The organism is Nocardioides sp. NPDC054178 (assembly GCF_055585005.1).
The window spans coordinates 22,360-47,635 of the sequence record NZ_JBVJKY010000001.1 but is presented as its reverse complement, the minus strand read 5'-3'; the positions used below and the strand labels follow the sequence as shown (position 1 = coordinate 47,635).

Annotated in this window: 32 protein-coding genes; 21 read left to right on the top strand and 11 right to left on the bottom strand. The window is 68.8% G+C overall.

Annotation, left to right across the window (positions count from 1 at the left end; genetic code table 11):
* Positions 1–130: 130 nt before the first annotated feature.
* Positions 131–733 (bottom strand): TetR/AcrR family transcriptional regulator, encoded by a 603-nt coding sequence (locus tag ACZ6WN_RS00290; RefSeq protein ID WP_465861945.1) that lies wholly within the window; start codon positions 731–733, stop codon positions 131–133.
* A gap of 70 nt (positions 734–803) precedes the next feature.
* Between ACZ6WN_RS00290 and ACZ6WN_RS00285 the strand changes: the two genes are divergently transcribed.
* On the top strand, positions 804–1,325 hold the full coding sequence (locus ACZ6WN_RS00285) for a DnaJ family domain-containing protein (protein WP_465861943.1): 522 nt from the start codon (positions 804–806) through the stop codon (positions 1,323–1,325).
* A 40-nt stretch (positions 1,326–1,365) separates the two neighbouring features.
* On the top strand, positions 1,366–1,713 hold the full coding sequence (locus ACZ6WN_RS00280) for a hypothetical protein (protein ID WP_465861941.1): 348 nt from the start codon (positions 1,366–1,368) through the stop codon (positions 1,711–1,713).
* On the opposite strand, the gene ACZ6WN_RS00275 is transcribed toward ACZ6WN_RS00280, so the two are convergent.
* From ACZ6WN_RS00275 to ACZ6WN_RS00265, 3 genes are all read right to left on the bottom strand, one after another.
* Positions 1,710–2,150: an iron chaperone gene (locus ACZ6WN_RS00275; protein ID WP_465861939.1), complete on the bottom strand. Its 441-nt coding sequence runs from the start codon at positions 2,148–2,150 to the stop codon at positions 1,710–1,712. The two genes, ACZ6WN_RS00280 and ACZ6WN_RS00275, sit on opposite strands and share 4 nt — an antisense overlap.
* 76 nt (positions 2,151–2,226) lie before the next feature.
* Positions 2,227–2,874, bottom strand: coding sequence for a class I SAM-dependent methyltransferase (locus ACZ6WN_RS00270; RefSeq protein WP_465861937.1), 648 nt, complete (start codon positions 2,872–2,874; stop codon positions 2,227–2,229).
* Between the two features lie 16 nt (positions 2,875–2,890).
* The gene (locus ACZ6WN_RS00265; RefSeq protein WP_465861935.1) at positions 2,891–3,649 is read right to left on the bottom strand and encodes an IclR family transcriptional regulator; all 759 of its coding nucleotides are present in this window, start codon (positions 3,647–3,649) and stop codon (positions 2,891–2,893) included.
* A gap of 124 nt (positions 3,650–3,773) precedes the next feature.
* Here ACZ6WN_RS00265 and ACZ6WN_RS00260 point away from each other — a divergent pair, with 124 nt between their 5' ends.
* From ACZ6WN_RS00260 to ACZ6WN_RS00215, 10 genes are all read left to right on the top strand, one after another.
* Positions 3,774–4,337, top strand: a complete 564-nt coding sequence (locus ACZ6WN_RS00260; RefSeq protein WP_465861933.1) for a tripartite tricarboxylate transporter TctB family protein — start codon at positions 3,774–3,776, stop codon at positions 4,335–4,337.
* A 4-nt stretch (positions 4,338–4,341) separates the two neighbouring features.
* The gene (locus ACZ6WN_RS00255) at positions 4,342–5,847 is read left to right on the top strand and encodes a tripartite tricarboxylate transporter permease (RefSeq protein ID WP_465861931.1); all 1,506 of its coding nucleotides are present in this window, start codon (positions 4,342–4,344) and stop codon (positions 5,845–5,847) included.
* 34 nt (positions 5,848–5,881) lie between these two features.
* The gene (locus tag ACZ6WN_RS00250) at positions 5,882–6,877 is read left to right on the top strand and encodes a Bug family tripartite tricarboxylate transporter substrate binding protein (protein ID WP_465861930.1); all 996 of its coding nucleotides are present in this window, start codon (positions 5,882–5,884) and stop codon (positions 6,875–6,877) included.
* Entirely contained in the window at positions 6,877–7,557 is a 681-nt protein-coding gene (locus ACZ6WN_RS00245; protein ID WP_465861928.1) for an RraA family protein, read from the top strand. Before ACZ6WN_RS00250 ends, ACZ6WN_RS00245 begins: the two co-directional genes overlap by 1 nt.
* Positions 7,554–7,955 (top strand): universal stress protein, encoded by a 402-nt coding sequence (locus ACZ6WN_RS00240; RefSeq protein ID WP_465861926.1) that lies wholly within the window; start codon positions 7,554–7,556, stop codon positions 7,953–7,955. The genes ACZ6WN_RS00245 and ACZ6WN_RS00240 overlap by 4 nt, the downstream gene beginning before the upstream one ends.
* Before the next feature lie 33 nt (positions 7,956–7,988).
* The gene (locus ACZ6WN_RS00235; protein ID WP_465861925.1) at positions 7,989–8,807 is read left to right on the top strand and encodes an NAD(P)-dependent oxidoreductase; all 819 of its coding nucleotides are present in this window, start codon (positions 7,989–7,991) and stop codon (positions 8,805–8,807) included.
* Positions 8,804–10,147 carry a TRAP transporter large permease subunit gene (locus ACZ6WN_RS00230; RefSeq protein WP_465861924.1) on the top strand — a complete coding sequence of 448 codons (1,344 nt, stop codon included), beginning with the start codon at positions 8,804–8,806 and terminating at the stop codon, positions 10,145–10,147. The genes ACZ6WN_RS00235 and ACZ6WN_RS00230 overlap by 4 nt, the downstream gene beginning before the upstream one ends.
* 16 nt (positions 10,148–10,163) lie before the next feature.
* A complete protein-coding gene (locus ACZ6WN_RS00225; RefSeq protein WP_465861922.1) occupies positions 10,164–10,412 on the top strand; it encodes a hypothetical protein in 249 nt (82 codons plus the stop codon).
* Positions 10,409–11,386, top strand: a complete 978-nt coding sequence (locus ACZ6WN_RS00220) for a cyclase family protein (RefSeq protein WP_465861921.1) — start codon at positions 10,409–10,411, stop codon at positions 11,384–11,386. Before ACZ6WN_RS00225 ends, ACZ6WN_RS00220 begins: the two co-directional genes overlap by 4 nt.
* A 93-nt stretch (positions 11,387–11,479) precedes the next feature.
* The gene (locus ACZ6WN_RS00215; RefSeq protein ID WP_465861920.1) at positions 11,480–12,190 is read left to right on the top strand and encodes a lysostaphin resistance A-like protein; all 711 of its coding nucleotides are present in this window, start codon (positions 11,480–11,482) and stop codon (positions 12,188–12,190) included.
* 12 nt (positions 12,191–12,202) lie between these two features.
* On the opposite strand, the gene ACZ6WN_RS00210 is transcribed toward ACZ6WN_RS00215, so the two are convergent.
* Together ACZ6WN_RS00210 and ACZ6WN_RS00205 are read right to left on the bottom strand one after the other, a co-directional pair.
* Entirely contained in the window at positions 12,203–13,111 is a 909-nt protein-coding gene (locus ACZ6WN_RS00210) for an NAD(P)H-binding protein (protein ID WP_465861918.1), read from the bottom strand.
* A gap of 63 nt (positions 13,112–13,174) precedes the next feature.
* Entirely contained in the window at positions 13,175–13,543 is a 369-nt protein-coding gene (locus ACZ6WN_RS00205; protein WP_465861917.1) for a pyridoxamine 5'-phosphate oxidase, read from the bottom strand.
* 58 nt (positions 13,544–13,601) lie between these two features.
* Between ACZ6WN_RS00205 and ACZ6WN_RS00200 the strand changes: the two genes are divergently transcribed.
* Both ACZ6WN_RS00200 and ACZ6WN_RS00195 read left to right on the top strand, forming a co-directional pair.
* A complete protein-coding gene (locus ACZ6WN_RS00200; protein WP_465861916.1) occupies positions 13,602–14,522 on the top strand; it encodes a patatin-like phospholipase family protein in 921 nt (306 codons plus the stop codon).
* A 28-nt stretch (positions 14,523–14,550) separates the two neighbouring features.
* On the top strand, positions 14,551–15,375 hold the full coding sequence (locus tag ACZ6WN_RS00195) for a pentapeptide repeat-containing protein (RefSeq protein ID WP_465861915.1): 825 nt from the start codon (positions 14,551–14,553) through the stop codon (positions 15,373–15,375).
* On the opposite strand, the gene ACZ6WN_RS00190 is transcribed toward ACZ6WN_RS00195, so the two are convergent.
* Together ACZ6WN_RS00190 and ACZ6WN_RS00185 are read right to left on the bottom strand one after the other, a co-directional pair.
* On the bottom strand, positions 15,339–16,385 hold the full coding sequence (locus ACZ6WN_RS00190; protein WP_465861914.1) for an NAD(P)-dependent alcohol dehydrogenase: 1,047 nt from the start codon (positions 16,383–16,385) through the stop codon (positions 15,339–15,341). The two genes, ACZ6WN_RS00195 and ACZ6WN_RS00190, sit on opposite strands and share 37 nt — an antisense overlap.
* Positions 16,386–16,417: 32 nt before the next feature.
* Positions 16,418–16,876, bottom strand: coding sequence for a MerR family transcriptional regulator (locus ACZ6WN_RS00185; RefSeq protein ID WP_378728062.1), 459 nt, complete (start codon positions 16,874–16,876; stop codon positions 16,418–16,420).
* Between the two features lie 103 nt (positions 16,877–16,979).
* Between ACZ6WN_RS00185 and ACZ6WN_RS00180 the strand changes: the two genes are divergently transcribed.
* Positions 16,980–17,369 carry a DUF1801 domain-containing protein gene (locus ACZ6WN_RS00180; RefSeq protein ID WP_465861913.1) on the top strand — a complete coding sequence of 130 codons (390 nt, stop codon included), beginning with the start codon at positions 16,980–16,982 and terminating at the stop codon, positions 17,367–17,369.
* A 21-nt stretch (positions 17,370–17,390) separates the two neighbouring features.
* Here ACZ6WN_RS00180 and ACZ6WN_RS00175 read toward each other — a convergent pair whose 3' ends face one another.
* A complete protein-coding gene (locus ACZ6WN_RS00175; protein ID WP_465861912.1) occupies positions 17,391–18,050 on the bottom strand; it encodes a LysE family translocator in 660 nt (219 codons plus the stop codon).
* Positions 18,051–18,122: 72 nt separating this feature from the next.
* Between ACZ6WN_RS00175 and ACZ6WN_RS00170 the strand changes: the two genes are divergently transcribed.
* The 3 genes from ACZ6WN_RS00170 (at position 18,123) to ACZ6WN_RS00160 (ending at position 19,672) form a co-directional block, all read left to right on the top strand.
* Positions 18,123–18,572 carry an Lrp/AsnC family transcriptional regulator gene (locus ACZ6WN_RS00170; protein ID WP_465861910.1) on the top strand — a complete coding sequence of 150 codons (450 nt, stop codon included), beginning with the start codon at positions 18,123–18,125 and terminating at the stop codon, positions 18,570–18,572.
* 193 nt (positions 18,573–18,765) lie between these two features.
* Positions 18,766–19,239, top strand: a complete 474-nt coding sequence (locus tag ACZ6WN_RS00165; protein ID WP_465861908.1) for an agglutinin cell wall attachment protein — start codon at positions 18,766–18,768, stop codon at positions 19,237–19,239.
* A 67-nt stretch (positions 19,240–19,306) separates the two neighbouring features.
* A complete protein-coding gene (locus tag ACZ6WN_RS00160; RefSeq protein WP_465861907.1) occupies positions 19,307–19,672 on the top strand; it encodes a hypothetical protein in 366 nt (121 codons plus the stop codon).
* A 120-nt stretch (positions 19,673–19,792) separates the two neighbouring features.
* Here ACZ6WN_RS00160 and ACZ6WN_RS00155 read toward each other — a convergent pair whose 3' ends face one another.
* Complete coding sequence (locus ACZ6WN_RS00155; RefSeq protein ID WP_465861906.1) at positions 19,793–20,686, bottom strand: phosphotransferase enzyme family protein; 894 nt, start codon at positions 20,684–20,686, stop codon at positions 19,793–19,795.
* The gene (locus ACZ6WN_RS00150; RefSeq protein WP_465861905.1) at positions 20,683–21,969 is read right to left on the bottom strand and encodes a helix-turn-helix domain-containing protein; all 1,287 of its coding nucleotides are present in this window, start codon (positions 21,967–21,969) and stop codon (positions 20,683–20,685) included. The genes ACZ6WN_RS00155 and ACZ6WN_RS00150 overlap by 4 nt, the downstream gene beginning before the upstream one ends.
* A gap of 225 nt (positions 21,970–22,194) precedes the next feature.
* Between ACZ6WN_RS00150 and ACZ6WN_RS00145 the strand changes: the two genes are divergently transcribed.
* The 3 genes from ACZ6WN_RS00145 (at position 22,195) to ACZ6WN_RS00135 (ending at position 24,959) form a co-directional block, all read left to right on the top strand.
* Positions 22,195–22,860, top strand: a complete 666-nt coding sequence (locus ACZ6WN_RS00145; RefSeq protein ID WP_465861903.1) for a TetR/AcrR family transcriptional regulator — start codon at positions 22,195–22,197, stop codon at positions 22,858–22,860.
* 504 nt (positions 22,861–23,364) lie between these two features.
* Positions 23,365–23,856 carry a hypothetical protein gene (locus ACZ6WN_RS00140; RefSeq protein ID WP_465861902.1) on the top strand — a complete coding sequence of 164 codons (492 nt, stop codon included), beginning with the start codon at positions 23,365–23,367 and terminating at the stop codon, positions 23,854–23,856.
* Positions 23,847–24,959, top strand: a complete 1,113-nt coding sequence (locus ACZ6WN_RS00135; protein ID WP_465861901.1) for an ImmA/IrrE family metallo-endopeptidase — start codon at positions 23,847–23,849, stop codon at positions 24,957–24,959. Before ACZ6WN_RS00140 ends, ACZ6WN_RS00135 begins: the two co-directional genes overlap by 10 nt.
* The last annotated feature ends 317 nt before the right edge of the window (positions 24,960–25,276 follow it).

Below are 25,276 nucleotides of genomic sequence, written 5' to 3'. Positions count from 1 at the left end.
CTCCGCGAGATATGTGGCGTGAGTCACATCCGAAGGTAGGGATCCCGTGAGACTTCGTCAAGAAGTATTGGAACTTTCGCAAGTAAGTTGGAAATGTGCGCAGGCTCCAGAACTGCGCCGGCGATGCGGGTCAGCCTCTCGGTCCGAAGAGGCGGTCGAGCTGCTGGTCGACGGCCGCGAGCGCGGCGCCGGGCTCGATCACGCCGAGCTCCAGGAGCGGCGTGAGACCGGTCAGCGAGAGGACGAGGTCGGTCTCGATCACCGGGTCTCGGTCCGCCGCGATCTGACCGTCGGCCATCGCCTCTCGGATGAGGTGCTCGACCTTGTCCCGTCCCTCGCGGAGCCCGACGCGGGCGACCTCGCGCAGGTCGGGATCGTGCAGCGCCTCGAGGACGTACGCGGCGTTCATGCGGCTGGTGGCGTGCGCACCGGGGTGCAGCGGGAGCATCTCGGTGAGCACCACCCGCAGGACGTCCCGCGGATGTGGCGGCTGGTCGAGCCCGGTCAGGGCCTGCGCGACCCGGAGCGAGGTCTGCTCGGAGGCGAACTCCGTCGCGAAGGTCAGCATCGAGGCACGTGACGAGAAGTAGTGCTGAAGCTGCCCGAGGGAGACGTCCGCCTCGCGGGCGACCTCCCGCATCGTCGCTCGCGGCCAGCCCTGTTGCTCGACCACCCGCCACAGCGCGTGAGCGATCGCTTCCCGTCGCTCGCGGTGGTCGACCTGCTTCGGCATTCCGTCCCCTTCCTCGTTTCAATACGCGTGACATAATACAGGTGACTTGTATCCACGGTCGAGCGGAGTGATGGTGATCGACGTGCAGCCCCACGACCCGTACGCCTATGCGATCGACGACGCCATCGCCGTCGCGCTGCTCGCCGACTTCCAGGTCCGGAAGGCGATCGCGCGCGGCGACTTCGAGGACCTGCCGGGCAGTGGTGAGCCGATCGACCTCCCGGACCAGCACGATCCGGAGTGGTGGGTCAGGAAGCTCGTCGAGCGTGAGCACGTCGTGCTGCTGCCACCCTCCATCCAGCTCCGCAAGGACGACGCCGCGCTGGACGAGCGCCTGGACCAGCTGGCGGACGAGAAGGCCGTACGTCGCGAGATCGACGACTTCAACGCACGCGTGATCCGCGCACGCTACGAGCCGCCGGCAGGACCGCCGCTGATCACGATGCCGCGCGACCCCGACCTCGCGGTGGCCGCATGGGCCGCCCGGCGCGCGGCGCGTGCCGCCCGGGCTCGCGCCCGCGCTCACGCTCGGGAGGCGGAGCGCAGGGACGATCGGCGACGCCGTCGATTCCGGCTCTTCCGTCACGGGTGAGCGTCCCGCCGGGGCCCGAGGCGTTCGGTACGCTCCGTCAATGGCCGACCTCGATGCCGTCGAAGCCCGGATCTGGGCGCTCCTCGACCGATACCGCGACGAGCTCGAGGACGCGACGATCTACGGGATGCCGTCGCTGCGCTGGCCGGGTTCCGGTGCCCACGACTACTTCGCCGCGGTCAAGCGCAGCGCGCAGAAGGTGAGTCTCTACGCGATCGCCGTCGACACCTGGCCGGAAGCGCTCGAAGGCTCGTCGGAGGCGTTCCGCAAGCGCCGCACGGGCAAGGCGACCTTCTCGTTCCCGACGTTGGAGGACGAGATGGCCGCCGAGCTCGAGGCGTTCCTGGGACGGCTCTACCAGCGCTACCGCGAGCATCACGCCGGCTAGCGAACCGCCCGCTTCACGAGCTCGGTGAGCTTCTCCTCGACGGCCGGCGTCATCGACGTGACGGCGAAGACGGTCGGCCAGATGTCGCCGTCGTCGAGGTTCGCCCACTCCTGGAAGCCGACCTCGGCGTAGCGCATCTTGAACTTCCCGGCGCACTTGTAGAACACCACGACCTTGCCGTCGGAGTTGGCGTAGGCGGGCATGCCGTACCAGGTCTTCGGGGCGAGGTCGCCCGCGTGCGTGGTGACGATCCGGTGGAGCGTCTCGCCGATCGCGCGGTCGTTGTCGTCCATGGCCTCGATCTTCTCGAGGCAGTCCGCAAGGTCGGCCGCCGCCTTCTTGCTGCCGGTGCCACGCTTGGCGGCCGTCCTGCGCTCGGCGGCGGCCTCCTTCATGGCGGCCTTCTCTTCCTCGGTGAACGTGCTGCTCTTCGCCATCGGTCTGTCCCTTCCTAGCTGGTCTGTTGAGACGAGCCTAAGGAGAGGGAGGCCCCGTACGCTTCTTCGTTCCTGATCAGTTGGCGAGAGGCTGCCGGCCGAAGACGATCGCGCCCGGCACCTCGTCGTCGGGCCGCATGAGGAGCTCGGCCTCGATGTCGAACCCGGCCTCCCGCAGCCACCGGGAGATCTGCTCGGGCGTACGCCGGTGGCTGTCGACGTCGATGGGGCGCCCGGTGTAGCCGATGCTCGAGTGCCGGGTCTCCTCGCCGACGTGGAACCCGACCAGCACCGAGCCGCCGGGCCGCAGCACCCGCCGGAACTCCGCGAACACCCCGGGCACCGCCGCGTCGGGGATGTGGATGACCGACCAGAAGGCGAGGACGCCGCCGACGGATCGGTCCGCCAGCGGCAGATCGGTCATCGACCCGACCTCGAACCCGAGATCGGGGTGGTCGTGCCGGGCGATGGCGATCATCTCGGGGGAGAGATCGATCCCGAACGCATCGACGCCGAGGTCGTGGAGGTGCCGGGTGACGTACCCAGGACCGCAGCCGACGTCGGCCACCGGCCCGCCCCCGCCGGCACGCACCGACTCGGCGAACACGGCCAGACCGGCACGCAGGTACGGACGATCGTCCAGCAGGCCGCGTACCTGCTCGGCATAGCCGGCGGCATCGGTGTCGTACGACTCGCGGGTCTGGTTCAGCCAGTCATCGGGCATCGGAGACGACTCCTGGTCAGCCGAGGCGTGAGGTGAGAGCACCGGCCGCCTGGCGGACCTCGTGCCCGAGGGGAGTGGGATCGGCGAAGGCGGGATTGGTGGTCTGGCCGGAGACCTGGATCGCCGCCAGACATTCGCCGGTGGGGCTGATCAGGGGAGCCCCGACGGAGGATGCGCCGACCACCCGCTCGTCGTGGGAGGCGACCCAACCGCGCTGACGGATCTCCTCGAGCTCGTTCCGGAAGTCCTCGGGCGAGACCCGTGTCCCGTCGGCCCGAGTGAACTCGTCGATCCCGCCGAGCGCTGAGTCGAGCTCCTCGGGATCCATGTACGCAGCGATGACCTTGCCCGCGCCCAGGTGGAGCGGGAGCCGCTCGCCGATCGGGAGGACGTAGCGCAACGGGTCGCTGCCCTCGACCCGGGCGATCACCGCACGGGAGGAGCCGGCGCGCACGAACACGGACGCGGTGAGTCCGGTGGCGGTGGCGAGCTGCTGCAGGATCATCGGCGCGGTGGCGGCCAGCCGGTTGGTGGCCAGGTAGGCGTGCGCCCCGAACAGCATCGCGACGCCGGTGCGGTAGCCGGTGCCGTCCTGCTCGACGCGCCCACGTGCCTCGAGCGTGCTGAGGATGCGCTGCGTCGTCGCCACATGCAGGCCGGCTCGGCGCGCGACCTCGCTCAGCCGAAGCGGCGTACGTGTCGCCTCGAGGACCTCGAGGACGTCGATGGCTCTCTCCAGAGAGCGCATCGTGCTGGACGGTTTCTCCTCGCTCACGGGCCTCCTCCGTTTCGTCGCGACGCTCGAATCCTCGCACCCTCGACCGCGAGGGCTTGACAGGGTGACGACCGTCACGGATAGTTCCTCATGCCGTGATACACCTTATCACAGAATGAGAAATATGAGCGACAACACCAACATCACCGCCTCCATGGCGGCAACCGGTCCAGCGACCGCCGACGACCGCCGGCGGTCCGTACTGCCGCTGGTCGTCGCGGCGCTCGTCGTCGCGATCGGCGCGGCCGCGTTCATCGGCTCGCGCTCCCTCGGCTACTGGGACGATCTCGGGCCCGGGCCGGGCTTCTTCCCGCTCTGGCTCGGCGTGCTCCTCGTCGTGCTGGGCCTCGTCTGGTTCGGCCAGGAGCTGCGAGCACGGCTCCGCCCCGAGCTCCGGAGCGAGCCGGCCGCCGACGAGGAGGAGACGCCCGACTACTCGCTGCCGAGCGTGCTGGCCATCCTGGTGAGCCTGTGCGTGCTGGCCGCCTGCCTCGAGCCGGTCGGCTACCAGGTCAGCATGCTGGTCTTCCTGCTCTTCCACCTGCTGGTGATCGGGCGCCGGGGGCTCCTGCAGTCGCTCGTCATCGCCGTGATCGGAAGCTTCGGCGTCTTCTACGCCTTCACCCGGCTGCTGACGGTTCCGCTGCCGGTCTCGAGCATCCCCTTCCTGCGCGACCTGGGGCTGTGAGGTCATGGACTCCTTCACCGCACTCCTCGACGGCTTCGCCTCCGCGCTGACGCCGCAGAACCTGCTCTTCGCCCTGATCGGCTGCCTGCTGGGCACGATCCTGGGCATCCTCCCGGGCATCGGCTCGACCGCCGGCATGGCGATCCTGATCCCGCTCACGCTGACGATGGATCCGGCGAGCGCGATCATCATGCTGGCCGCGATCTTCTACGGCGGGGCGTACGGCGGGACGATCACGAGCGTCCTGCTGAACATCCCGGGCGAGGGCGAGTCGGCGATCACCTGCATCGACGGCTATCAGATGACGTTGCGCGGCCGGGCCGGTGCAGCCTTGGCGACGGCCGGGATCGGCTCCTTCATCGGCGGGACGGTCGCCACTCTCGCGCTCGTCCTGGCGGCGAAGCCGCTCTCGGACCTCGGCCTGCGGATCGGACCTCCGGAGTTCTTCTCCCTGGTGCTCATCGGCCTGGCCCTGCTGGTCGGTCTGGTGGGGCGCTCGGTCCTCAAGGGGCTCATCTCGGCCTGCCTCGGCCTGCTGATCGCGATGGTCGGCATCGACCCGGTGATGGGGCTGCCGCGGTTCACGTTCGACCAGCCGCACTTCTTCGACGGCATCAGCTACGTACCCGTCCTCGTCGGAATCTTCGGGCTCGGCGAGCTGCTCGCCACCAGTGGTGGCGCGGCTCCCAAGCCCACGGCGCCGACGCTCCGCCAGCTGCTGCCGACGAGAACAGACCTACGCCGGGCCGCGCCCGCGATCGGACGAGGTGCCTCGATCGGGACCGTCATCGGCCTCATCCCGGGAGTGAGCTCGGCGATCTCGTCGCTGCTTGCCTACAGCACGGAGAAGAAGGTCTCCCGGCACCGCACGGAGCTCGGTTCCGGCGCGATCGAGGGCGTGGCCGCTCCCGAGACGGCCAACAACTCGCACAGCAACGCCGCCTTCATCCCGCTCTTCACCCTCGGCATCCCGGCCTCGCCGGCGATCGCGGTGCTCATGGGCGCCTTCCTGCAGAACGGGCTCACCCCCGGACCGCAGCTCTTCACCGAGGCCCCGGACCTGGTCTGGACGGTCATCGCGAGCCTGTTCGTCGGCAACCTGCTCCTGCTGGTGCTCAACGTCCCGATGGTCGGCCTGTGGACCCGGATCCTGGCGATCCCCTACTCGGTCCTGCGCGCGGTGATCTTCGCCTTCATCGTGATCGGCTCGTACGCCGTCAACAACAGCGTCATCGACATCTACGTGATGGTGTTCTTCGGCATCGTCGGCTTCGTCTTCCGACAGGTCCACCTGCCGCTCGCGCCGCTGGTCCTCACGCTCATCCTCGGCCCGTTCATCGAGAGCGCGCTGCGGGAGTCCCTGCAGATCTCCCAGGGTGACTTCGGGGTCTTCGTCGACCGTCCGCTGTCGCTGGTCTTCCTCCTGGTCGCCCTCGCGATCCTCGCCGCCTCCGTGCTCAGCGCAGGACTGAAGAGAAAGGCGGGGCTGCCCACCGACGCCGAAGTCTGACCCACCCCTCCCTTCACGACGAAAGGTCATCACCATGAACCGCGCACCTCGCGCAATCACCCTCGCCGGCGTCGGGCTCGCGTGCCTGTCGCTCGCCGCCTGCTCCCAGTCCGGCACCAGCGCCGTGGCCGGCGACTACCCGGCCAAGCCCATCGAGCTCGTCATCGGGTACGACGCGGGCGGCCCGACCGACATCGGCGCCCGCATGCTCGCCAAGGAGCTCGAGGACAAGCTCGACGCCACCATCACGGTGGTCAACAAGCCTGCCGCCAACTCCCAGGTCGCCTACACCGCGCTGACCCAGGCGGAGCCGGACGGCTACACCATGGCCGCCACCACGTTCCCGTCGGCGATCATGACCGTGCTCGACGAGAGCCGCAAGGCCACCTACGAGCGCGACAGCTTCGCCCCCGTGGCCCTCCAGGTCGTCGACCCGACTGCGGTCGCGGTCGCCCCCGACAGCGACATCAAGACCCCGAAGGACCTGGTCGAGGCCGCCAAGGCCGACCCCGGCAAGCTGCGCGCGACCACGACCGGCGTCGCGAGCAACGAGCACTTCGCCCTCGCCAGCTTGAAGGAGGTCACCGGCGCCGACCTCGCTCCGGTGCACTTCGCGGACGGCAGCACCGCCGCCACCACCGCCTTCCTGGGCGGCAACACCGACGTCCTCCTCACCAACGTGAGCGACCTGCAGCCGCTGGCCGACTCGGGCAAGGTCCGCATCGTCGGCGTGATGGACGCCGAGCGCGCCGAGTCGCTGCCCGACGTACCGACGTTCAAGGAGTCCGGCTACGACGTGGAGATCTCCTCCTCGCGCGGCTACGCCTTCCCGGCAGGTACGCCCGACGAGGTCGTCGACGAGATGTCCACCGCCATCGGCGAGATCATGGAGGACCCGGCGTTCCAGAAGAAGATGACCGACGCCGGCCTCGCCCCGTCCTACCTGGACGCCGAGGAGTACTCCGCCTACTGGGACGACACCGAGAAGACCTTCGGCGACCTCTTCCCGCTGGTGAAGGCGGACAGCTGATGACCGACAGCATCCTCGCCGACCAGCAGCTCACCCCCGGCGGCCGCGTCGCCACGGCCCGGCCCGAGCGTCCCGACGCGGCCCTCCTCGACCGCTTCCGCCGCCTCCCCACCGCCAACATCGGCGACGCCATGGACCGCTTGGGCCCGGTCGACTCCGTGATCGCCCCTGCCTGGCCCGGCGCCAGCATGGTCGGCACCGCGTTCACGGTGTGGACCCGTCCCGGCGACAACCTCGGCATCCACCAGGCGCTCAGCCAGGTCGAGCCCGGTGAGGTGATCGTGGTGAGCGGCGGCGCCGACGAGTCGCGCGCCCTCATCGGCGAGCTCATCGGCGGCAAGGCCAAGGCGCGCGGTGTCGCCGGCTTCCTCCTCGACGGCGCGGTCCGCGACGCCGAGGGCCTGGCCGAGTACGAGATGCCCGTCTTCGCCCGGTCCCGTACCCCTGCCGGCCCTTACAAGCACGGTCCCTACGCCCTCTCCGTCGACGTCGCCGTCGCCGGCGTGGTCGTACGTCCCGGCGACATCATCGTCGGGGACGCGGACGGGGTCGTCGTGGTCCCGCTCGAGTCCGCGGCCGTGATCGCGGACCGGGCCGAGGCCAAGCACGCGGCCGAGGAGGCGACCCGTCGCGACATCGACGCCTCCCTCGGCGTCGCCGCCGCGGGGGAGCAGCGATGACCATCATCGTGGGCTACATGCCCGGCGACGCCGGCGAGCGAGTTCTCGCCGGCGCCGTTCGGGAGGCCCGGACCCGCGGAGCCGCGCTCCTGGTCGTGAACTCCTCGACCGGTGGCGCCTACGCCGACCGCGGTCTGATCCCGCTCGCGGACCTCGAGGCGGTGCGGCAGCGACTGGCGGACCAGGGCCTCGAGGTCGAGGTACGCCAGTACAGCGAGGCCGTCTCCGTCGCCGAGACCCTCATCGACGAGGCGGAGCGGATGAGCGCCGACCTGGTGGTCGTCGGTCTCCGCCGCCGATCGCGCACCGGGAAGTTCCTTCTCGGCAGCACGGCCCAGACCGTGCTGCTGCGCGCGCCCTGCGACGTCCTGGCCATCCGGATCCCCACCGACGACTGACCCTTGACCCTCCCACGCACCGAAAGTTCGACGATGTCACACAGCACGATCTCCGACAGTCCGCTCCAGGCCGCCCACGTGGCGATCCTCGGTCTCGGCGAGGTGGGCCGCATCTACGGCACCGCCCTCGCCGAGGCCGGCCACCGGGTGACCGGCTTCGACCCCTATCTTCACGAGTCGCCGGCAGGCGTCGAGGTGGCGAACACCCTGGAGAAGGCGGTCGAGGGCGCCCGGATCGTGGTCACCCTGACCGCGGCCTCGGCGAGCCGCTCGGTCGCCGAGTCGGTGGCCGTCTCGCTCGCCCCGGGCGCCGTCTATGCCGACTTCACCTCCTCGGGACCGATGGAGAAGCGGGCGCTGGAGACGGTGTTCGAGGACCGGAGTGACGTACGCCTGGTCGATGTGGCCATCCTGGGGCCGGTCATCCAGCTGGGCACCGCGACGCCGCTGATGGCCGCGGGACCGGCGGGTGAGGCGGTCGCGGAGATGATGCGGCCGCTGGGCACGCCGGTCGAGGTGGTGGGTGGCGACCTCGGCGACGCCATGGCGCACAAGCTGCTGCGCAGCGTCTTCATGAAGGGGCTCGCCTCGGTCGTCGTCGAGGCGGTCGGTGCCGGCCGCGGTGCCGGGATGGAAGAGTGGGTCCGTGGTCAGATCGCGGGCGTTCTCGCCGGGGACGGACAGGCGGTCATCGACCGCTTCCTCACCGGAACGGCGAAGCACGCCGCCCGACGGGCGGCGGAGATGCGCTCGACCAGTGCCTACCTCGCCGACCTGGGGGTCCACGCCGAGATGACGGAGGCCTCGATGACAGCGTTGGAGCGGATCGCCGGCGACGGGAAGCCGTCGTGATCGGTGTCTGGGCGCTCGGCGTCTACCTGGCGGTGATCCTGGCCTGGACGACCGTGCTCCGCCGCAACGTCGGTGAGGCGATGGTGGTCGGCTTCGTCGTCGCCGCGGTGTTCAACGGCGGCCGGTTCCTCAGCGCAGGCTGGGACGCGCTCTCCGCCGCGCTCGTCGACGAGATCGTCTACGCCACCGTCATCTTCGTGTTCATGGGCTACCTCCTGGAGAGGGCGGGCGTCACCCACCGGATGATCGACCTGCTCGACGCCTTGATCGGACACCGCCGCGGCGGCCCGGCGTACGTCTCGACCGTCGCCTCCGCCGGCCTCGGCAGCATCGTCCACAACCAGGCCGCGATCGCCGCGACCGTCGGGTCGGTGACGATCCCGTGGATGGAGCGCACCCGCGTCGACCGCACCACGGCCGCCACGATCGTGGCCGGCAACGCCGGCATGGGCATCACCTTCCCGTTCAGCGCCTCGATGTTCGTCCTGGTCGGATCCTCGGTCGGCGGTGCGCTCGTCGACATCGACTCGTTGATCGTGCCGCTGCTGATCGGTGGTCTGTGGTGCGTGCTCCACCGCCTGATCGTCACCTACCTGCTGGTCCGCCGCTCCACCCACGGGAGCGGGCCGACCGTGTCGCGCAGCGGCCGGGACGTCCGGGCGGCGTTCTCCCGCGGCTGGCCGACCCTGCTGCTGTTCGCCGGGATCGCGGTCCCGATCGTGCTCACCACCGGCTCCGTCGCACAGGCGCTCACCGAGCGGATCGACACCGACGTGACCGAGGCGCTGAGCCCGATCTTCTGGATGCCGGTCATCCTCATCCTGATCGGCCTGCTCCTCGGACGTGACCGGCTGCCGCGCGACGGCAGGGGATGGGTCGAGCTGATCGGCAGCTCGGCGCCGCGGTTCGGTGTCGTCGGGCTGACGGTCCTGTTCGCGTTCGCGGGTGCGAACGCGCTGGCGACGACCGGCCTGCCCGAGCAGCTCGCCGGGCTGCTCGACGGCCTCGACCTGCCGGTATGGCTGCTGGCCCTGGTCATCGGGATCATCGTCGTCGCCGTCGCGGCACCGCTCTCGAGCACCGCCACGATGGCGGCCGTCGGTGTGGTCGGCGTCGCCGCGCTCGCGGCCGCCGGCGTACCTGCCACCACCGCGGCGGTCGCCGTCCTCATCTTCTCGTCCTGCGAGGCCGCCGTGCCGCCAGGCGGAGCGCCGCTCTACGTCGCCTGTGGCATCGCCGGCGTCGATCCGCTACACACGTTCCGCAGGATGCTCGTGTACTACGCGCTGCCGCTGCTCGGCATCGGCGTGCTCGTGGCCTCCGGCATCCTCCCGGTCTGAGAAAGGACGGACACCCATGACCCGATCGATCCTCCACACCGTCTTCACCGCGTCGCTGGCCGTCGCGTTGCTCGGCGGTCTCGCGCTCATCGGCCTGCAGGCCGTGGGGCTGGCCGTCGGCAGCCAGGCTCTCGTCGTCGACCCGAACGGCCTGTTCAAGACGATCCTGTGCGTCGCCGCCTCGATCTCGGCCGTCGCGGCCTATCTGATCACCCACGTCGGCTCCGAGGCGACGGCACGTGACGAGGCCGGAGCACAGAGATGACCATGCACGACCGCCCGAGCAGGGCCGAGCTTCACGACCGCCCCGGCCCGCTGCGGGGCACCTCCTGGGAGCTCTTCGAGGACCCGTGGCGCGGCACCCCGTCGTTCGCGGACGAGGAGAGCGTGGTGGCCGCGGCAGGGCTCGTCCAGCTGGGTGAGGCGTACGGGTTGGACTATCCGATCAACGCGTTCATGCCGGGGATGTCCCAGGCCCGGAAGCCGGCCGAGCACATCATCTACGGCAACCACCCGGCTCACCGCGACGACTACCTCGACCGCTACTACCTCCAGTCCTCGACGCAGGTCGACGGGCTGCGCCACCGGCGGGCCGACGACGCCGGGTTCTACGGCGGAACCGCCGACGAGCTGATCATCCCTGGGACCGAGGACCTCGGCATCCAGGTCTGGGCCGACCGCCCCATCGTCAGCCGGGGCGTCCTGGTGGACGTCGCCGGCCTCCTCGCCCGGCGCGAGGAGACCCTCGACCACGAGGCCGGTCAGCCGATCCCGTACGACTACATCGACCAGGCCCTCACCGCGCAGGCGATCGAGCTGCGTGCCGGTGACATCGTCATGCTCCACACCGGGTGGTGCGAGTGGTTCCTCGAGCTCACCGCCGAGCAGAAGCTGGCCCAGCAGGCCCTCCGCCGCGCCACCGGGATCGCGCAGAGCGAGGAGGTCCTCGACTGGGCCTGGGACACCGGTCTGGCCCTGCTCGCCGCGGACACCTTCGCCGTCGAGTGCCTGCCGCCCGTGCCCGACTCGCCGTTCCTCCGGTCGGCGCCGAACGACCGCGGCATGATGCACCAGGAGTTCCTGGCCAAGCTCGGCATGCCGCTCGGTGAGCTGTGGCGGCTGGGGCCGTTGGCACGCCGCATGGACGCGCTGCAGCGGTGGGAGGCCTTCCTCAGCGTCAAGCCGCTCAACGTCACCGGTGGCACCGGCTCACCGGCGAACGCCGTCGCGATCATCTGACGACACGTCGATCGCGGGCCGCCCCGATCCGGTGTGATCGGCTTGCCGGGCACGTACGTTGGACGCAGCCGTCACCGGAGCGAGGGGAGTGCCGTGCGCAGCTGGGTGCGCAGGTCCTTATGGGACGTCGTGCCGCGCGATCACCGACAGAGCGACGCCGGCCTGCGGCGCCGCCAGGTGGTCACGGTCGGTTTCGTGGTGCTCGGTGCGTTGGTGCTCGGTGTATCGCTCCGCATCGAGCCGGGCAGCGTCTGGTTCTATCCGGCGACCTTCGCCCTGGCCGGAGTCTGGGCCGTCGGCGCCTTCGCGTCCGGGCCGCTGCACCTGGGACGGATCGGCACCTGGCGCCGGCAGGACGGGGAGGACCGACGGCGGCTCGTACGTCCCGTGCTGCCGCCGATCCTGCTCGGCCTCGGTCTGGCCGGAATCTTCGTGATCGGCGGTCTCGTCGTACGTGAGATCCCGTGGCTGGACCGGCAGGTGCGCTCGGTGCTCGACTTCGCCGACCAGGGCTCGCTCCCGATCCTGATCGTGGTGACGGCCGTCAACGGGGTGGCCGAGGAGCTGTTCTTCCGCGGCGCGGTCTACGCCGCCCTACCTCGCCATCCGGTCGCCTGGACGTCGGTGGCCTACGTGATCGCGACGCTCGCGACCGGCAACGTGATGCTGGCCTTCGCCGCCATCCTGCTCGGCGTCGTGGTCGGGCTCGAGCGGCGTGCGTCCGGTGGCGTCCTCGCGCCGATCCTCACCCACTGCGCGTGGTCGCTGTCGATGCTGCTCGCGCTGCCCCTCTTCTTCGGCTGAGACACCGACGGCTCAGAGCGCGTTCTCCTCGGCCAGCCGCTCGGCCAGGGCGCGGCGTACGGCCTCCCGATAGGGCAGCGGCTCGCCTGGCACGACATCGAGGATGCGACGGTCGCGCACGACCACCTCGGTGGTCATCGAGTCGATCAGGTTGCGCCCGGTGGTCACGTCGACGTCGGTCACCAGCGCCAGCCAGTACGACGACAGCCGAGGCGTCAGCACCGGCACCGGGACGACCGGGATCGTTCGGCCGTTGGCCACCTCGGAGGCGACGGTCAGCATGTCGACGTACGTCATCGCCTCCGGGCCGCCGATCTCGAAGATCTCACCGATGGCGTCCTCGTTGTCGATGACGCCCGCGAGATAGCGGATCACGTCGTCCACGGCGACGGGCTGCGTGCGGGTGGCAGTCCACCTCGGCACCACCATGGCGGGGAGGTTCTTGACCAGCTGCCGGGTCAGCTCCCAGGAGACGCCGCCCCGGCCGACGACGATCGCGGCCCGCAGCACCGTGACCGGCACACCCGCTTCGCCGAGGAGGGTCTCGACCTCACGTCGTGAGCGCAGGTGGGGGGAGAGATCCCCGTCGTCGCCGAGACCGCCGAGATAGACGATCTGGCGCACCCCGGCTCTGGCGGCGGCGGCCCCGAAGGCTCGTGCGGCCCGGGCGTCGCGCTCCTCGAAGTCGTCATGGTCGAGCGAGTGCACCAGGTAGATCGCCACATCGACCCCGTCGAGTGCGGCCGGCAGGGTCGTCGCGTCGTCGACGTCGGCACCGACCGGTTCGCCGGGGCCGTCGTAGTCGTCCGGGCGCCGGGTCATCGCCCGCACCGTGAGGTCGCGCTCGGTCAGCTCCGCGACGAGCCGCCGGCCGATGAACCCGGTCGCGCCGGTGACGAGCACGGTGGTCGAGGTGTCCATGGGTCGAGCCTACGGACGCCGTCAGGTGACGCGGCGCGACGCGCGGACGGCCCTTCGTCGACGTCAGACCGGACGGCAGTCCTGCCCGCAGCCGTCCTCGGGGACAGGCCCGGATGCGTGCGACGCCGGCCGGTGCAGCACCGCGCCGGTGGGCGTCACCAGGACATCGGACCCCTCGACGCGGCCGGTGCCGTCGACGATCAGCGCGTGCTCGCGCGGCGTGAGCGGGGCGTACGTCAGGGTGAGCACCGGGTTGGTGGCGAGGTTCGCACGCGTGCCGCCGCCGGGATCGGAGATCCGCAGGCTCGAGCCCTCGACGACCGGATCCACGACCACGACCTTGATCCGCTCGCCCGCGGTGGTCAGCAGGAAACCGCTGCCGAAGCGCTCGAGGGTCGCGGCGAGATCGGGCAGGGCGACCGGGATGCTCATATCCGGCACCCTAGTCCGACGTGCAGAGCGCCGGCGGGGTATCGGGGATCATGGAGGCATGGCGATGAATGGCAAGCGGGTCGCGCTCGCCCTGGGGGCAGGCGGTGCACGTGGCTACGCCCACCTGGGCGCCGTACAGGAGCTGCGAGCGCGGGGACACGAGATCGTGACGGTCGCGGGCACCTCGATGGGGGCGCTGGTCGGCGGCCTGGTCGCGGCCGGCAAGGACGAGGACTTCGCCCGCTGGGCGACGGCGCTGCGTCAGATCGACGTGCTGCGGCTGCTCGACCCGAAGTGGCGGGCGGGCGGCGCGTTCAACGCCGAGGGCGTCGTCGCGGAGCTGGAGAACCTGCTGGGCGAGCAGCTCATCGAGGATCTGCCGATCCCGTTCACCGCGGTCGCGACCGACCTGGAGTCGCACCGTGAGGTGTGGTTCCAGCGCGGCCCGCTGGTCAAGGCGATCCGGGCCTCGATCGGCATCCCCGGCGTCTTCCTGCCGGTGATGTGGAACGGCCGGGTGCTCGTCGACGGCGGCCTGCTCAACCCGCTGCCGATGGACCCGACCGCCGCCACGCCGGCCGACCTGACCATCGCGGTCTCGCTGCAGGGCCGGCGCACCCAGCGCGGGACGCAGTCGCCGGTGGTCGAGAACTCCGCCGACGTCGCCGCTGACGAGGACGGTACGAAGGTCTTCCGGCGGCTCCGCGGCAAGCTGGGCGTCGGCGGCGAGATGACCACGGCCCCGAGGGCGGAGTCGAACCGCGCTCAGCCCGACCTGCGCGTCGCCGACGTCATGACGCTGTCGTGGGATGCCATGCAGGAGATGATCGCGCGCTACCGGCTGGCGGGGCTGCCGCCGGACGTCCTGATCACCGTGCCGGTCGACGCCGCCCGCACGCTCGACTTCCATCGCGCCGCCGAGATGATCGAGCTCGGCCGGCAGTTGACGGCCAAGGCGCTGGACGACGCCGGATGCTGACGCAGCCCAGCGGCGTAGCCTGCCTCCGATGAGCATCTACCGATCCGACTGCTCCCGCTGCGCGGGCCTGTGCTGCGTGGCGCTGCCCTTCACCCGCTCGGCGGACTTTCCGGAGGACAAGGCAGGCGGCGATCCCTGCCGCCACCTCGGGCCTGACTTCGGGTGCGGGATCCACGACCGGCTGCGCGACCGCGGATATGCGGGCTGCACGGTGTTCGAGTGCTTCGGCGCCGGTCAGCAGGTCACCCAGGTGACCTTCGGCGGTGCCGACTGGCGTACGGACCCGGCGTTGCGGCAGGAGATGTCCGACGTCTTCGCGGTGATGCGGCACCTGCACGAGATGCTGGCGCTGCTCGAGGAAGCCGCCGAGAGAAGCCCGTCACAGGACCTCGCCGAGCTGACCGCGCAGGTCTCTGCCGCGGCGGCCTGCTCCGCCGACCAGGTGCTCGACACCGACCTCGGGGCACTCCACTCGGCCGTCGGGAGCGCGCTCCGCCGGGTGAGCGCAGAGGTACGCCACCCCGCGGGCCAGGCGCTGGCGGGTGCCGACCTGATGGGTCGTGACCTGCGCCGGCGAGACCTGCGCCGCGCCGATCTCAGGGGCGCACTCCTGGTGGCCGCGGACCTACGCGGCGTCGACCTCGCCGAGGCCGACCTGCTCGGCGCGGATCTGCGGGACGCGGCGGTCGCGGGCGCGGACCTCTCCCGGGCACTCTTCCTCGGTCAGGCGCAGGTCAACGCCCTGCGAGGAGACGGGAGCACCCGCCTGCCCGCAGGGCGTGACCGCCCGGCCCACTGGGCCGGGACCGCAGGGGCTCAGGCCAGCGTGGCCGTGTCGATCACGAAGCGGTAGCGCACGTCGGAGGCCAGGACCCGGGCGTACGCCTCGTTGATCTGGTCCGCCGAGATCACCTCGATCTCGGAGCCGATGCCGTGCTCGGCGCAGAAGTCGAGCATCTCCTGGGTCAGCGCGATGCCGCCGATCATCGAGCCGGCGAAGTTGCGGCGGTTGGTGAGCAGCGAGAACACGTTGACGCTCAGCGGCTCCGGCGGGGCGCCGACGTTGACCAGGGTGCCGTCCACGTCGAGCAGCCCGAGGTAGTCGTCGACGGGGATCTCGGCGCTGACGGTGTTCACGATCAGGTCGAAGCTGTTCTTCAGGGTCGAGAACGTCGCCGGGTCCGAGGTGGCGTAGTAGTGGTCCGCGCCGAGCCGCAGGCCGTCCTCCTGCTTCTTCAGCGACTGCGAGAGCACGGTGACCTCGGCGCCCATCGCGTGGGCGATCTTGACGCCCATGTGGCCCAGCCCGCCGAGGCCGACGATCGCGACCCTCTTGCCCGGGCCGGCGCCCCACTTCTTCAGGGGTGCGTACGTCGTGATGCCGGCGCACAGCAGCGGCGTCGCGGCCGCGGGGTCCATGCCCTCGGGGACCTTGAGCGCGAAGTGGGCGTCGACGACCACGTGGGTCGAGTAGCCGCCCTGGGTGAACGAACCGTCGCGGTCCTTCGCGGCGTACGTCCCGACGCCGCCGCCGGGGGTCGAGCAGTGCTGCTCGTCGCCGTTGCGGCAGTGGTCGCACTCGCGGCACGAGTTCACGAAGCAGCCGACGCCGACGCGGTCGCCGACCTGGTGGTCGGTGACCGACGAGCCGACCTCGGTGACGCGGCCGACGATCTCGTGGCCCGGGACGACCGGGAACGGTTGCGGGCCCCAGTCACCGTTGACGGTGTGGATGTCGGAGTGGCAGATGCCGGCGTACTCGATCGCGATGAGGACGTCGTTGGCGCCGACCTCGCGGCGCTCGATGGTGATCGGGGCCAGCGGCTCGCCGGCGGAAGGTGCTGCGTACGCGTTGACGCGCATGGATGGTTCTCCTGGGGTCTGAGATAGGTGGATCAGTGGTTCTCGCGACTGCGGATCTGGTCGGCGATCGCGTGTGCCCGATCGCCGATCTCCTCCGCGCGGGCCTCGTCGCCCGCGGAGACGGCTCGCCAGTAGTCGGTCTTCAGTCCGACGTACGCCCGCCGGAGCTCGAGGTGCTCGGCCTCCCGGGCGAGGTGCTCGGCATGGCCGATGAGCAGGTCGATCTGCTCCTCGGCGCCGTCGCGGCCGAGGCGGCTGTTGGCGACGTACGTCCTCATGTCGTCGATCGAGAGGCCGATCGCGGCGAGGCAGGCGACGCCGGTCAGCTGGTCCAGGTCGGTCTCGTCGTAGACCCGGTGTCCGCTGCTCGCGCCGCGGCTGACCGGCGAGGTCAGCCCGATCGTCTCGTAGTAGCGCAGGGTGCTGGCCGGCAGTCCGGTCAGCGTCGCCACCTCTCGGATCGTGTACGTCCGAGTCGTTGATGCAGTCACACCAAAGACGCTAAGAACTTCAAGTACTTGAAGTCAAAGAGATGATTTGTCGATTTGTTTATCGCCTTGCCGGGTGCCCGGAGGCGGGGTCTACATTGCGATCATGACCATCCGCACCCATGCCGGAGTCGACGCCTACCTCGACGGTCTGCCCGAGTGGCAGCGCGACATCTGCCGCGAGCTGCGCGAGATCATCCACGACGCCGACCCGGAGATCGAGGAGACGATCAAGCGGACGGTCCAGCCCTACTTCGTGCTGAAGGGCAACGTCTGCGCCTTGCTCGCCACCAAGGATCACATCAACCTGTTCCTCTACGACCCGACCGCCCCCGACCCGGCCGGGATTATCAACCAGGGCCACGGCAACGCCACCGGGCGAGCCATCCAGATCTACCGGGATGACCCGATCGACCGCCCGGCGCTGACCGAGCTGCTGCGCGCGATCGTGGCCAACAACCGGGCCGGCGGCTGGCGCCGTCTGCAGAAGGGCTGAGCTGGAGGGGTTGAGCTCGGCTCAGGCCGACCCGGTGAGCACGAGCGCGCCGAGCCCGGTCATCGCGGTGCCCGCCAATCCTTCCGTACGCCGCGCGAACGCCGGTGACTGCAGGCGGGGCGCGAGCCGGGTGATGACGGTGATCAGTCCGGCGTACCAGACCAGGCACAGCACCCAGAAGGTCGCCGCGAGCGCGATGTGCTGCGCGAACGGCGTCAGCGGCGAGAGGTCGAACTGCGGGAACAGGGACAGGTAGAAGGCGGCGACCTTCGGGTTCAGGAGGTTGCTCAGCAGCCCCTGGCGGAAGCACGCGGAGCGCGCGATGCGGGCCGGGCCGGGGCGCAGGACCGCGGCGGCGGCCGCCGCCACCCCGGGCGTCCGATGCTCGCGGCGGGCGCGGACATAGGCACGCAGGGCCTGGATGCCGAGGTAGACGAGGTAGATGCCGCCGGCGATCCGGACGACCTGGAACAGGGTGGGGGAGGCGGTCAGCAGGGCGGTGATGCCGAGGGCCGCTGCGGTGCCGAGGATGGCGAGGCCGGTCATGATGCCCGCCGCGGTCCAGAGGGCCCCGGCGCGCCCGCCGCGGGCGGCGTTGCGCAGCGTCAGCATCATGTCCGGGCCTGGCACGACGATGACGACGAGCGACGTCGCCGCGAAGGCGAGCAGTTGTTCCAGCATGGACGCCATTCTATCGCTCATTTTGAGCACTTTGATTGCCGATAATGTCCGTTTTGACGCAGACTGAGCAGTATGACGACCATCGATGCCACTGATCGAGCAATACTTCGTGAACTCACCGTCGACGGTCGGTTGAGCAACGTCGAGCTCGCCTCGCGGGTGGGCCTGACCCCCGCGCCTTGTCTGCGCAGGGTCAGGCGCCTGGAGGAGTCCGGCGTGATAGCCGGCTACCGGGCCCGGCTGGACCCGGTCGCCGCGGGGCGGGACTTCTGCGTCTATCTGCTGGTGCAGATCACGATGACCAGCAAGGAGGTCGTCGATCAGTTCGAGGAGATGGTCGCCTCCTACGAAGAGGTCACCGAGATGAGGCGCGTCTACGGCGAGATCGACTACGTGATCCGCGTCGACGTCGCCGACAGCAACGCCTTCGAACGCTTCCAGACCGAGAAGATGTACCCGCTCCCGGGCGTCCACCGCATGGTCTCCCACCCCACGATGAAGGCCGTCAAGAGCAACGACTGACCCCCACGATGCCGAAGACGTACGTCACAGCCTCGCAAGCCCAGCGAAGGCAAACGGCTCGACTTCTTGATGTGTGACTTCGGCCGCGAGTTGAAGCGCTGTGCCAGTCTCTTGCGAGACACTGCTGGCTCCGGTGTCCCGGAGCCGGATCGGGCGACTGCGGGCGTACGCACCGACGACGAAAGGCTCGGCAATGTCAGTGAGTGATGTGATCGCTCCTTCGGCGGTTCGGCAGGAACAGCTCTTCGAGCAGATCGCCATCCGTCTCCCTGACGAGGTCGACGGCGACTGGACGGCGCTCGTCTTCAACCACCGCAACCTCTCGAGCGTCTCCGACGGCCGCATCGACATCCAACGACCAGGCGGCTACATCGACTACGCCCTGCCTCCGGACGTCGTCATCCCGTTGATCGACGAGCTCAGGCGGGTCATGTACCGGCCCGGAAGGGGCGCCTGGTTCTCCGGGCAGTGGACCATCACCAACACCGACGGCAACGGTGAGAAGATCGCGGCCACCGCCTCGTTCAACCGCGACGACGAGCCCTTGTGGCGCCGCGCCGTGAATCCTGAGATGTACGCCCTCGACCTCGAAGCCTTTCCGCGCGACGAGGAGAGCACCCCTGACTGGCTACGTCAGAAGGTCGCTGAGGCACGACGTGGGTCCTAGACAGACTGCTGCGAGCGGACGCGTGTCTGCAGATCGGAGCAAGACGACGCGGAAGGCGTGGACGGTCTTGGCGTTCGTCGTGTTGTTCGCAGTCTCATTCGTGGCGTCCACGGCCATCACCGCATCGTTCAGCGCTGGCGAACTCTCGGGTATGCCGTTGACGACCTTCCTTGCTGCGGCCACAACCACCCTCGTCGGATGGTCAACGCTGATGGTGTTCTCTTACTCCATGGCCTTCCGCGGGCGCCGGCCGGTTCCGCTGGCGATCGTTTCCTTGGCGGCTGCTTTTGTCGGCGGCGCCGCCTGCATCCTCGCGTTCACAGCCAGTGTCCTGATCGGGCACACCTTTGCTGGCCCGATCTTTGCTCTTCAACTCGTCTGGAGCTTTGCGCTCGGTGCACTCGGGTTCCAGGCTTTGGCAGCCAGCCGTTGATGAATCGAGGATGGAGTTGTCGAGCGCGCTGCAACCGAGCGGGTCTTGCGTGGGGCGTCTGCAACCATCCGTGGTCGGCATGAGTGTCTTGAACGCGATGAAGGTGCCCCTCGATCACAGCTACGGCAGCGGGTCCCAGTGCCACGGTCGCGGACCGTTCAACCCACGAAGACAGTCGACCCGAGTGACTGCGTATGACCTCAGCGCTGGGTCGTGCTGGGCTCGGAAGGCGGCGTAGCAGGTGACTCGGAGCTCGCGGATGTCGCGGAACAGGTCGAACCCGTCCCATCGGGTGACGTCGCGTCCGTAGGCGTCGCAGTAGTCGGCGTAGTCCTGCGCCGACAGTGTTGAGTAGGACGTCACCCGGCACGCGGTCGAAGTCAGGTCCCACTCGGGAGGACCGATGGTGCACCGCTCCAGGTCGAGGAATGTGACCCCCTCGGTGGTGCTGACGACGTTGCCGGCCCAGGCGTCTCCGTGGATCACAGAGTCAGGAAGGCCACGGGGCCGATCCGCCCACGCTGCTTGAAGGTCCGCGAGCCTCACCAGCAGCCAGGTGCGATCGTCGGCCGGCAACCAGGTCGCGGCAGTGATGCGTTCCTCGAGGCGTACGAACGGAGCCACGTGCGCGACCATCTCGCCGAGGATGGGCAGTGAGTGGAGTTGCTTCAACGCGGTCGCGACCTCGCGGGGCGTGCCCGGCCGGTGGTCGCCGAGGTCATGCCAGAAGGTGACCGGGTGGCCCTCGACGACGATGGGTTGTTCGACCTGAAGGGCTGCGTAGGGCTGGACCGCTCGGACTCCGTTGGTGTTGAGCCAGTTACCCAGGAAGAGCTCTCGGCTGGCGGCCTGCTCCTGGCCAGATTTGGAGACTCTCGCGATCGCTCCGCCCGGGAGGCGGTAGACGTGGTTCTCGCCAGCGCTCAGCAGCTGTGCATCCGCAGCTGAAAACCCAACTCGACGGCAGGCAGCAGCGAGAATCTCGCTCGGCCCGAGCACTGGTGCCTGGCTCACGAGGCGACGCCAACGGTGTTAACGGTCGCCAGCACTTCAGCCACCTCGTCGCGCCGATCGTGCTGATGAAAACGAGCAGAATGGGCGATCTCCATCGCAGTCCGATGCAGCCGCTTCGAGAGCACACCAGCAGCGTCACCGACAGCAGTCCGAGCCACTTCAACCGCCCGGTCCGGGTCGCCGGTACGCATGGTGAGCGCAGCCAGCTTGAACCCGCTGATAGCCCGCGACCGGATGTAGGAGTCGGGATGCTCTTCGACCGCGGTGGCGAGCCGGCGGGTGGTGTCCTCTACACGTACGCCGTGGACAGCCAGTTCGGCGAGCGCGTGTCCCGTGTCGCCACAGTGTTGGGCGTGGTCGTAGTAGGCCATCCACGGTAGGTCGTTGCCGGGATCGGCCCGAGCGAATGCATCGTCAGCCTCGCCAACAGCCTGCAGCGTCGCATCGACATCGCCCCGCCGGCCGTAAGCCCGGGCCACTGCGGTCAGCAGCATGGCCTGCTCCGTCGCCGTGAGCCGATCACGGCGAACGAGCCCCAGCTGCGCAAGGGTCAGGGCGCCCTCGGCATCACCAACCCAGACGGCTTGCCGTGCCCGCCAGGACAACGACTTCGCGCGAAGGTGCCAGTCACCGCCGTCCTCGGCACAGGCGGTGGCAAAACCCAGCACCCGATCGGCGAGTTGGTGCTGATGGGAGTCGAACAGCAGAGCACCGGTGGCGACGCCCAATTGACCGACCGCCGCGAGCAACTCGAGCCGAAGCCGCGGCGGGCACGGCAGTTTCAACAGGTTCGCCGCGCGGCTCATCTCGGACGAGACGGCATGACCGATCTGCTCGCTCCCGTGCGCATGCGACCACGAGCTAAAGAACTCTCCTGCCGAGCGCAGTCGAGCAATATCAGCCTCACTGATCGTCGACCTCGGGGCCAGAGCCTCCAGCTCGTGTGCAATCCCATCGAGCGATGCACCCATCCCAACGGCACCGACCGCACCGAGGGTCTGCAGGAACTGGCGGCGGTCCGACGAAGGCAAATGCCGCTGGCGGGATGTGTCAGGCGCCGGATGATCCCCCTTGGGCCTGTCTGCAAGGTTGGTCGATGTCTCCGCTTGTGTGAACCGAGCCTTGGCGGCGTCGTCTGCCCTGGCCAGGGCCGTGTCGAGGATGGCCTGCATGTGTGGTCGTGGCTGGCGGGACGCGCCGGCCTGTTCCCATTTGGAAACCGTGCGGTGGGAGACACCGAGGTGGTCGGCGAACTCTCGCAGGCTCATGCGCAGTGCGACCATGCGCAGCCGTCGTGCATCCGCTCCCGTCCACGTATCCACCTCGGCATTGAACCAGGTTCGAGCGACGAAGAGGAGCGATTGGGCGGCGTAAGGGCGGCAGTGGGTCGTTCCAGCGGGCTCCGTTTCTGACCAGGCTTGAGAACGCCCGGGGCGCCGAAAAGGGTTTCCGTCCATGCGGTCGGCGTCCTGGGCTCCAATCCACCGACCACCCCAGACGGAGTCTCTATGAGTTCCGCAGCCAGACGTCCTCGACCCGGCCGTCCCCGGCACATTCCGGCGGTCGACAGCACGCTGTCGCCTCGAGACCAGATCCTCGACGTGTGCGCCCGCCTGTTCACCGAGCGTGGTTACGCCGCAACCTCTACCAGGGACATCGCCGATGCCGTCGGGATCCGCCAGGCGTCCATCTACTATCACTTCGCCGGGAAGCCCGGAATCCTCGAGGAGTTGCTGGCGCGAACGGTGCGCCCGACGCTCGAGCAGCTCGACAAGATCGAGGCCCTCGCCGAGGCACACGGGGCAGCCAGTGCGCTGTACGCGTTGGTGATGGTTGACACCGGCACCCTCGCTCACGCTCCGCACAACTGCGGGCGGCTGCCGACGTTCCCTGACGTGCGGGCCCTGGAGGAATCCCGGCCCTACCAGCTGATTCATCGCGATCTGGTCATCGCCTACGCGCGCCTCGGTGCCCGGGTCGCCGGCCTCGAGGTCAACGGGACTCTGCTGGAACACCTGGTCGCCGTGGTGGTTAGGTACCGGGATGACGGCGACCCGATCCACGGCACCACTCGCCACATGATCGCGGAGTCTGCGTTGCGGCACTGCGGCGCCACCGATGAGCAGGTCAGGCTGGCTTCCGCGGTCGTCCGTTCCGAGCTTCTGGACGAATAGCCGCCCGAGAGACACCTGGCTGGGCCGCTGCGTGGGTTGCGTAGCGGTTCAGCCGGCCAGACGGAACTCATTAACGGGTCGTCGAGTCGCCGCCAGCGTGGGGGCGCGATGGCCCGACGACCTTTCACGTGCCTGGCCCTCGGGGAGCTGAAGTGGTTCTACATCTCCGACCTCCGCCGAGTCGCAGCCACCTCGCTGCAGCGTGGCCACTACCCAAAGCGGTGGGCTCGGGGCGACTTCCCGGCTGATGGACAGCCAACCTGCTTGTTGATTTTCGGACCTCAAATGAGGTTAGATATTTGCTAACCGGGGTCGGCCCGGAGGTAGGCATCGCACGTCAGGATCAGTTGCCGTATGTCATTGCACGAAGAAGGACCCGAGGTAGAGTCACGGCTCGCCCAAATGGGCCTCACCCTTGAAGGCCTCCTGCGAGTGGTACGCGCTGCTGGTGCCGCATACGCGTCCACGACCGCGTTCCACCCGTCGTCCGGGGCAGGAACATACATGTATCAGGAGTGCGTGGCCGTCCTCCGGCGTTGGTTGGTTCCCCGGGGCTGGGATCACGACGAGGCTGGCGGCCAACCTCGGACCTTCTCCACTGAGTACGGCGTCTCGATCATCATTCAATCTGGTGACGAGAACACCGGTGTCGATGCTGGTACTGAGCCGCGCAGCCGTAACGCCCATGGTGCTGCAACTGGTCAGAAGATCCAGGACAACAACGCGCAGCTTACTTTGCCGTTCGCGGTCTCTCGGCCGCAGGTCTCGGAGGAGCACGAGGGTCGTGCGTTCTTCACGTGGGTGCTGCTCCTCAATGTGACTGACGAAAGCATTCGAGCGGAGCTCTCGCTGCCGACTGACTTTCAGGCAGGCAAGCCCGCCGGCTGGGCCGAACGAATCCTGCTGCCCGAACAGCGCTTCGGCGAGGGCGAGCCGAACGTTGATGAGGGTGACGACGAGGGCCCGGAGAACGAGGTCTCTGTCGAGTGGAAGTAGACCCGTGGTCCTTCACACCCGAGCGTCTGCTTTTCGCTCGCGAGCGGGCGGGTATGACCCGTCTGGAACTCAGTCGTCTAACTGAGATCTCGCCACAGAGCATCGCGAACTACGAGAAAGGGCAAAGTCGTCCACTCGACTCCTACCTCGATCGCATAGCGACTGCACTCAATGTGCCGGTCTCGTTCTTCAGCGGCGATCCACTGCCAGAACTCGAGGAGGCTATGCCGTACTTTCGTGCCCTGAGCAAGATGCCAGCACGCGAGAAGAAGGCAGCACTTGCTACGGGGTCGCTTGCAATCGTGCTGAACCGATGGCTCGAGGAGCGGTTGCGGCTCCCAGAAACCCAAGTACCCATGTACGAGCGAGGAGCGCTCGAGCCTGCCCTCAGCGCGCAGCGTCTCCGCGCCCAGTGGGGCATGGGATACTCCCGCATCCGCAGTGTCGTGCACCTTCTTGAGTCTCATGGCGTACGTGTTTTCGCCCTGCCCGAGCACCTCTCCTCTGTAGATGCGTTCAGCTTTTGGTACGACGGCACTCCCTACGTGGTTTTGAACATGACCAAGAGTCGCGAGCGCGGCCGTTTCGACGCCTGCCACGAGCTCGCCCATCTTGTGTTGCACTCCTCGCACGACGTCGACGGTCGTGCGCGGGAACTTGAGGCCAACCGGTTCGCCGCTTCGATGCTGATGCCCGAGGAGGACGTATTGGCAAGCGGTCTGCGGAATGCAAATGTCGAGAAGATCCTGGCGGCCAAGGGCCGATGGGGAGTTTCTGCGATGGCGCTAACACACCGACTTCGAGAGGTCGGGCTCACCACGGAGTGGACGTACACCACTACGTGCCGCCAGCTTTCCCAGCTTGGGTATCGCCGCGGCGAGCCCGACACTCAGCACGCGGCAAGAGAGAGCTCACAATTGCTTACCAAGGCCTTCGGAGCGTTGCGTCAGCGAGGCATTCGCCAGTCCGATGTTGCCGCTGAGCTGCATTGGCGAAGCGAGGTTCTCCAAGATCTCCTTCACGGGCTAGCCCTGCAGCCGATTCACGGTGGGGGAGCGACAGGGCGATCGACGGCTTCGTTGCAGCTCGTGCGCGACGCCTGAAGCAGCAGTTGCCCGAGCCCGCTCCCGCTTCCGTGCAGGATCGGCTAACTCAGATTTCTCGTCTGGTTGTGCCGCCACAGTACGCGTACGACAAGCCGAAAACGTGCCCGACGAGGTCTGGATCGCCGAGGGGGATCGGCGAGGATCGGTGATGCTCACAAAGGAACAGCGGAGGTCTGCACCGGTAGCGAACTCAAGCAGGCCCGGACCGTGACTGGTCCGAGCATGCACACGGACATCCCCTCCGGATCAGCGATTTCGCATCGCTGAAGGCCTCGATCGGGGCCGTCGAAAAAAGGTCGGAACTTCCGCTTGAC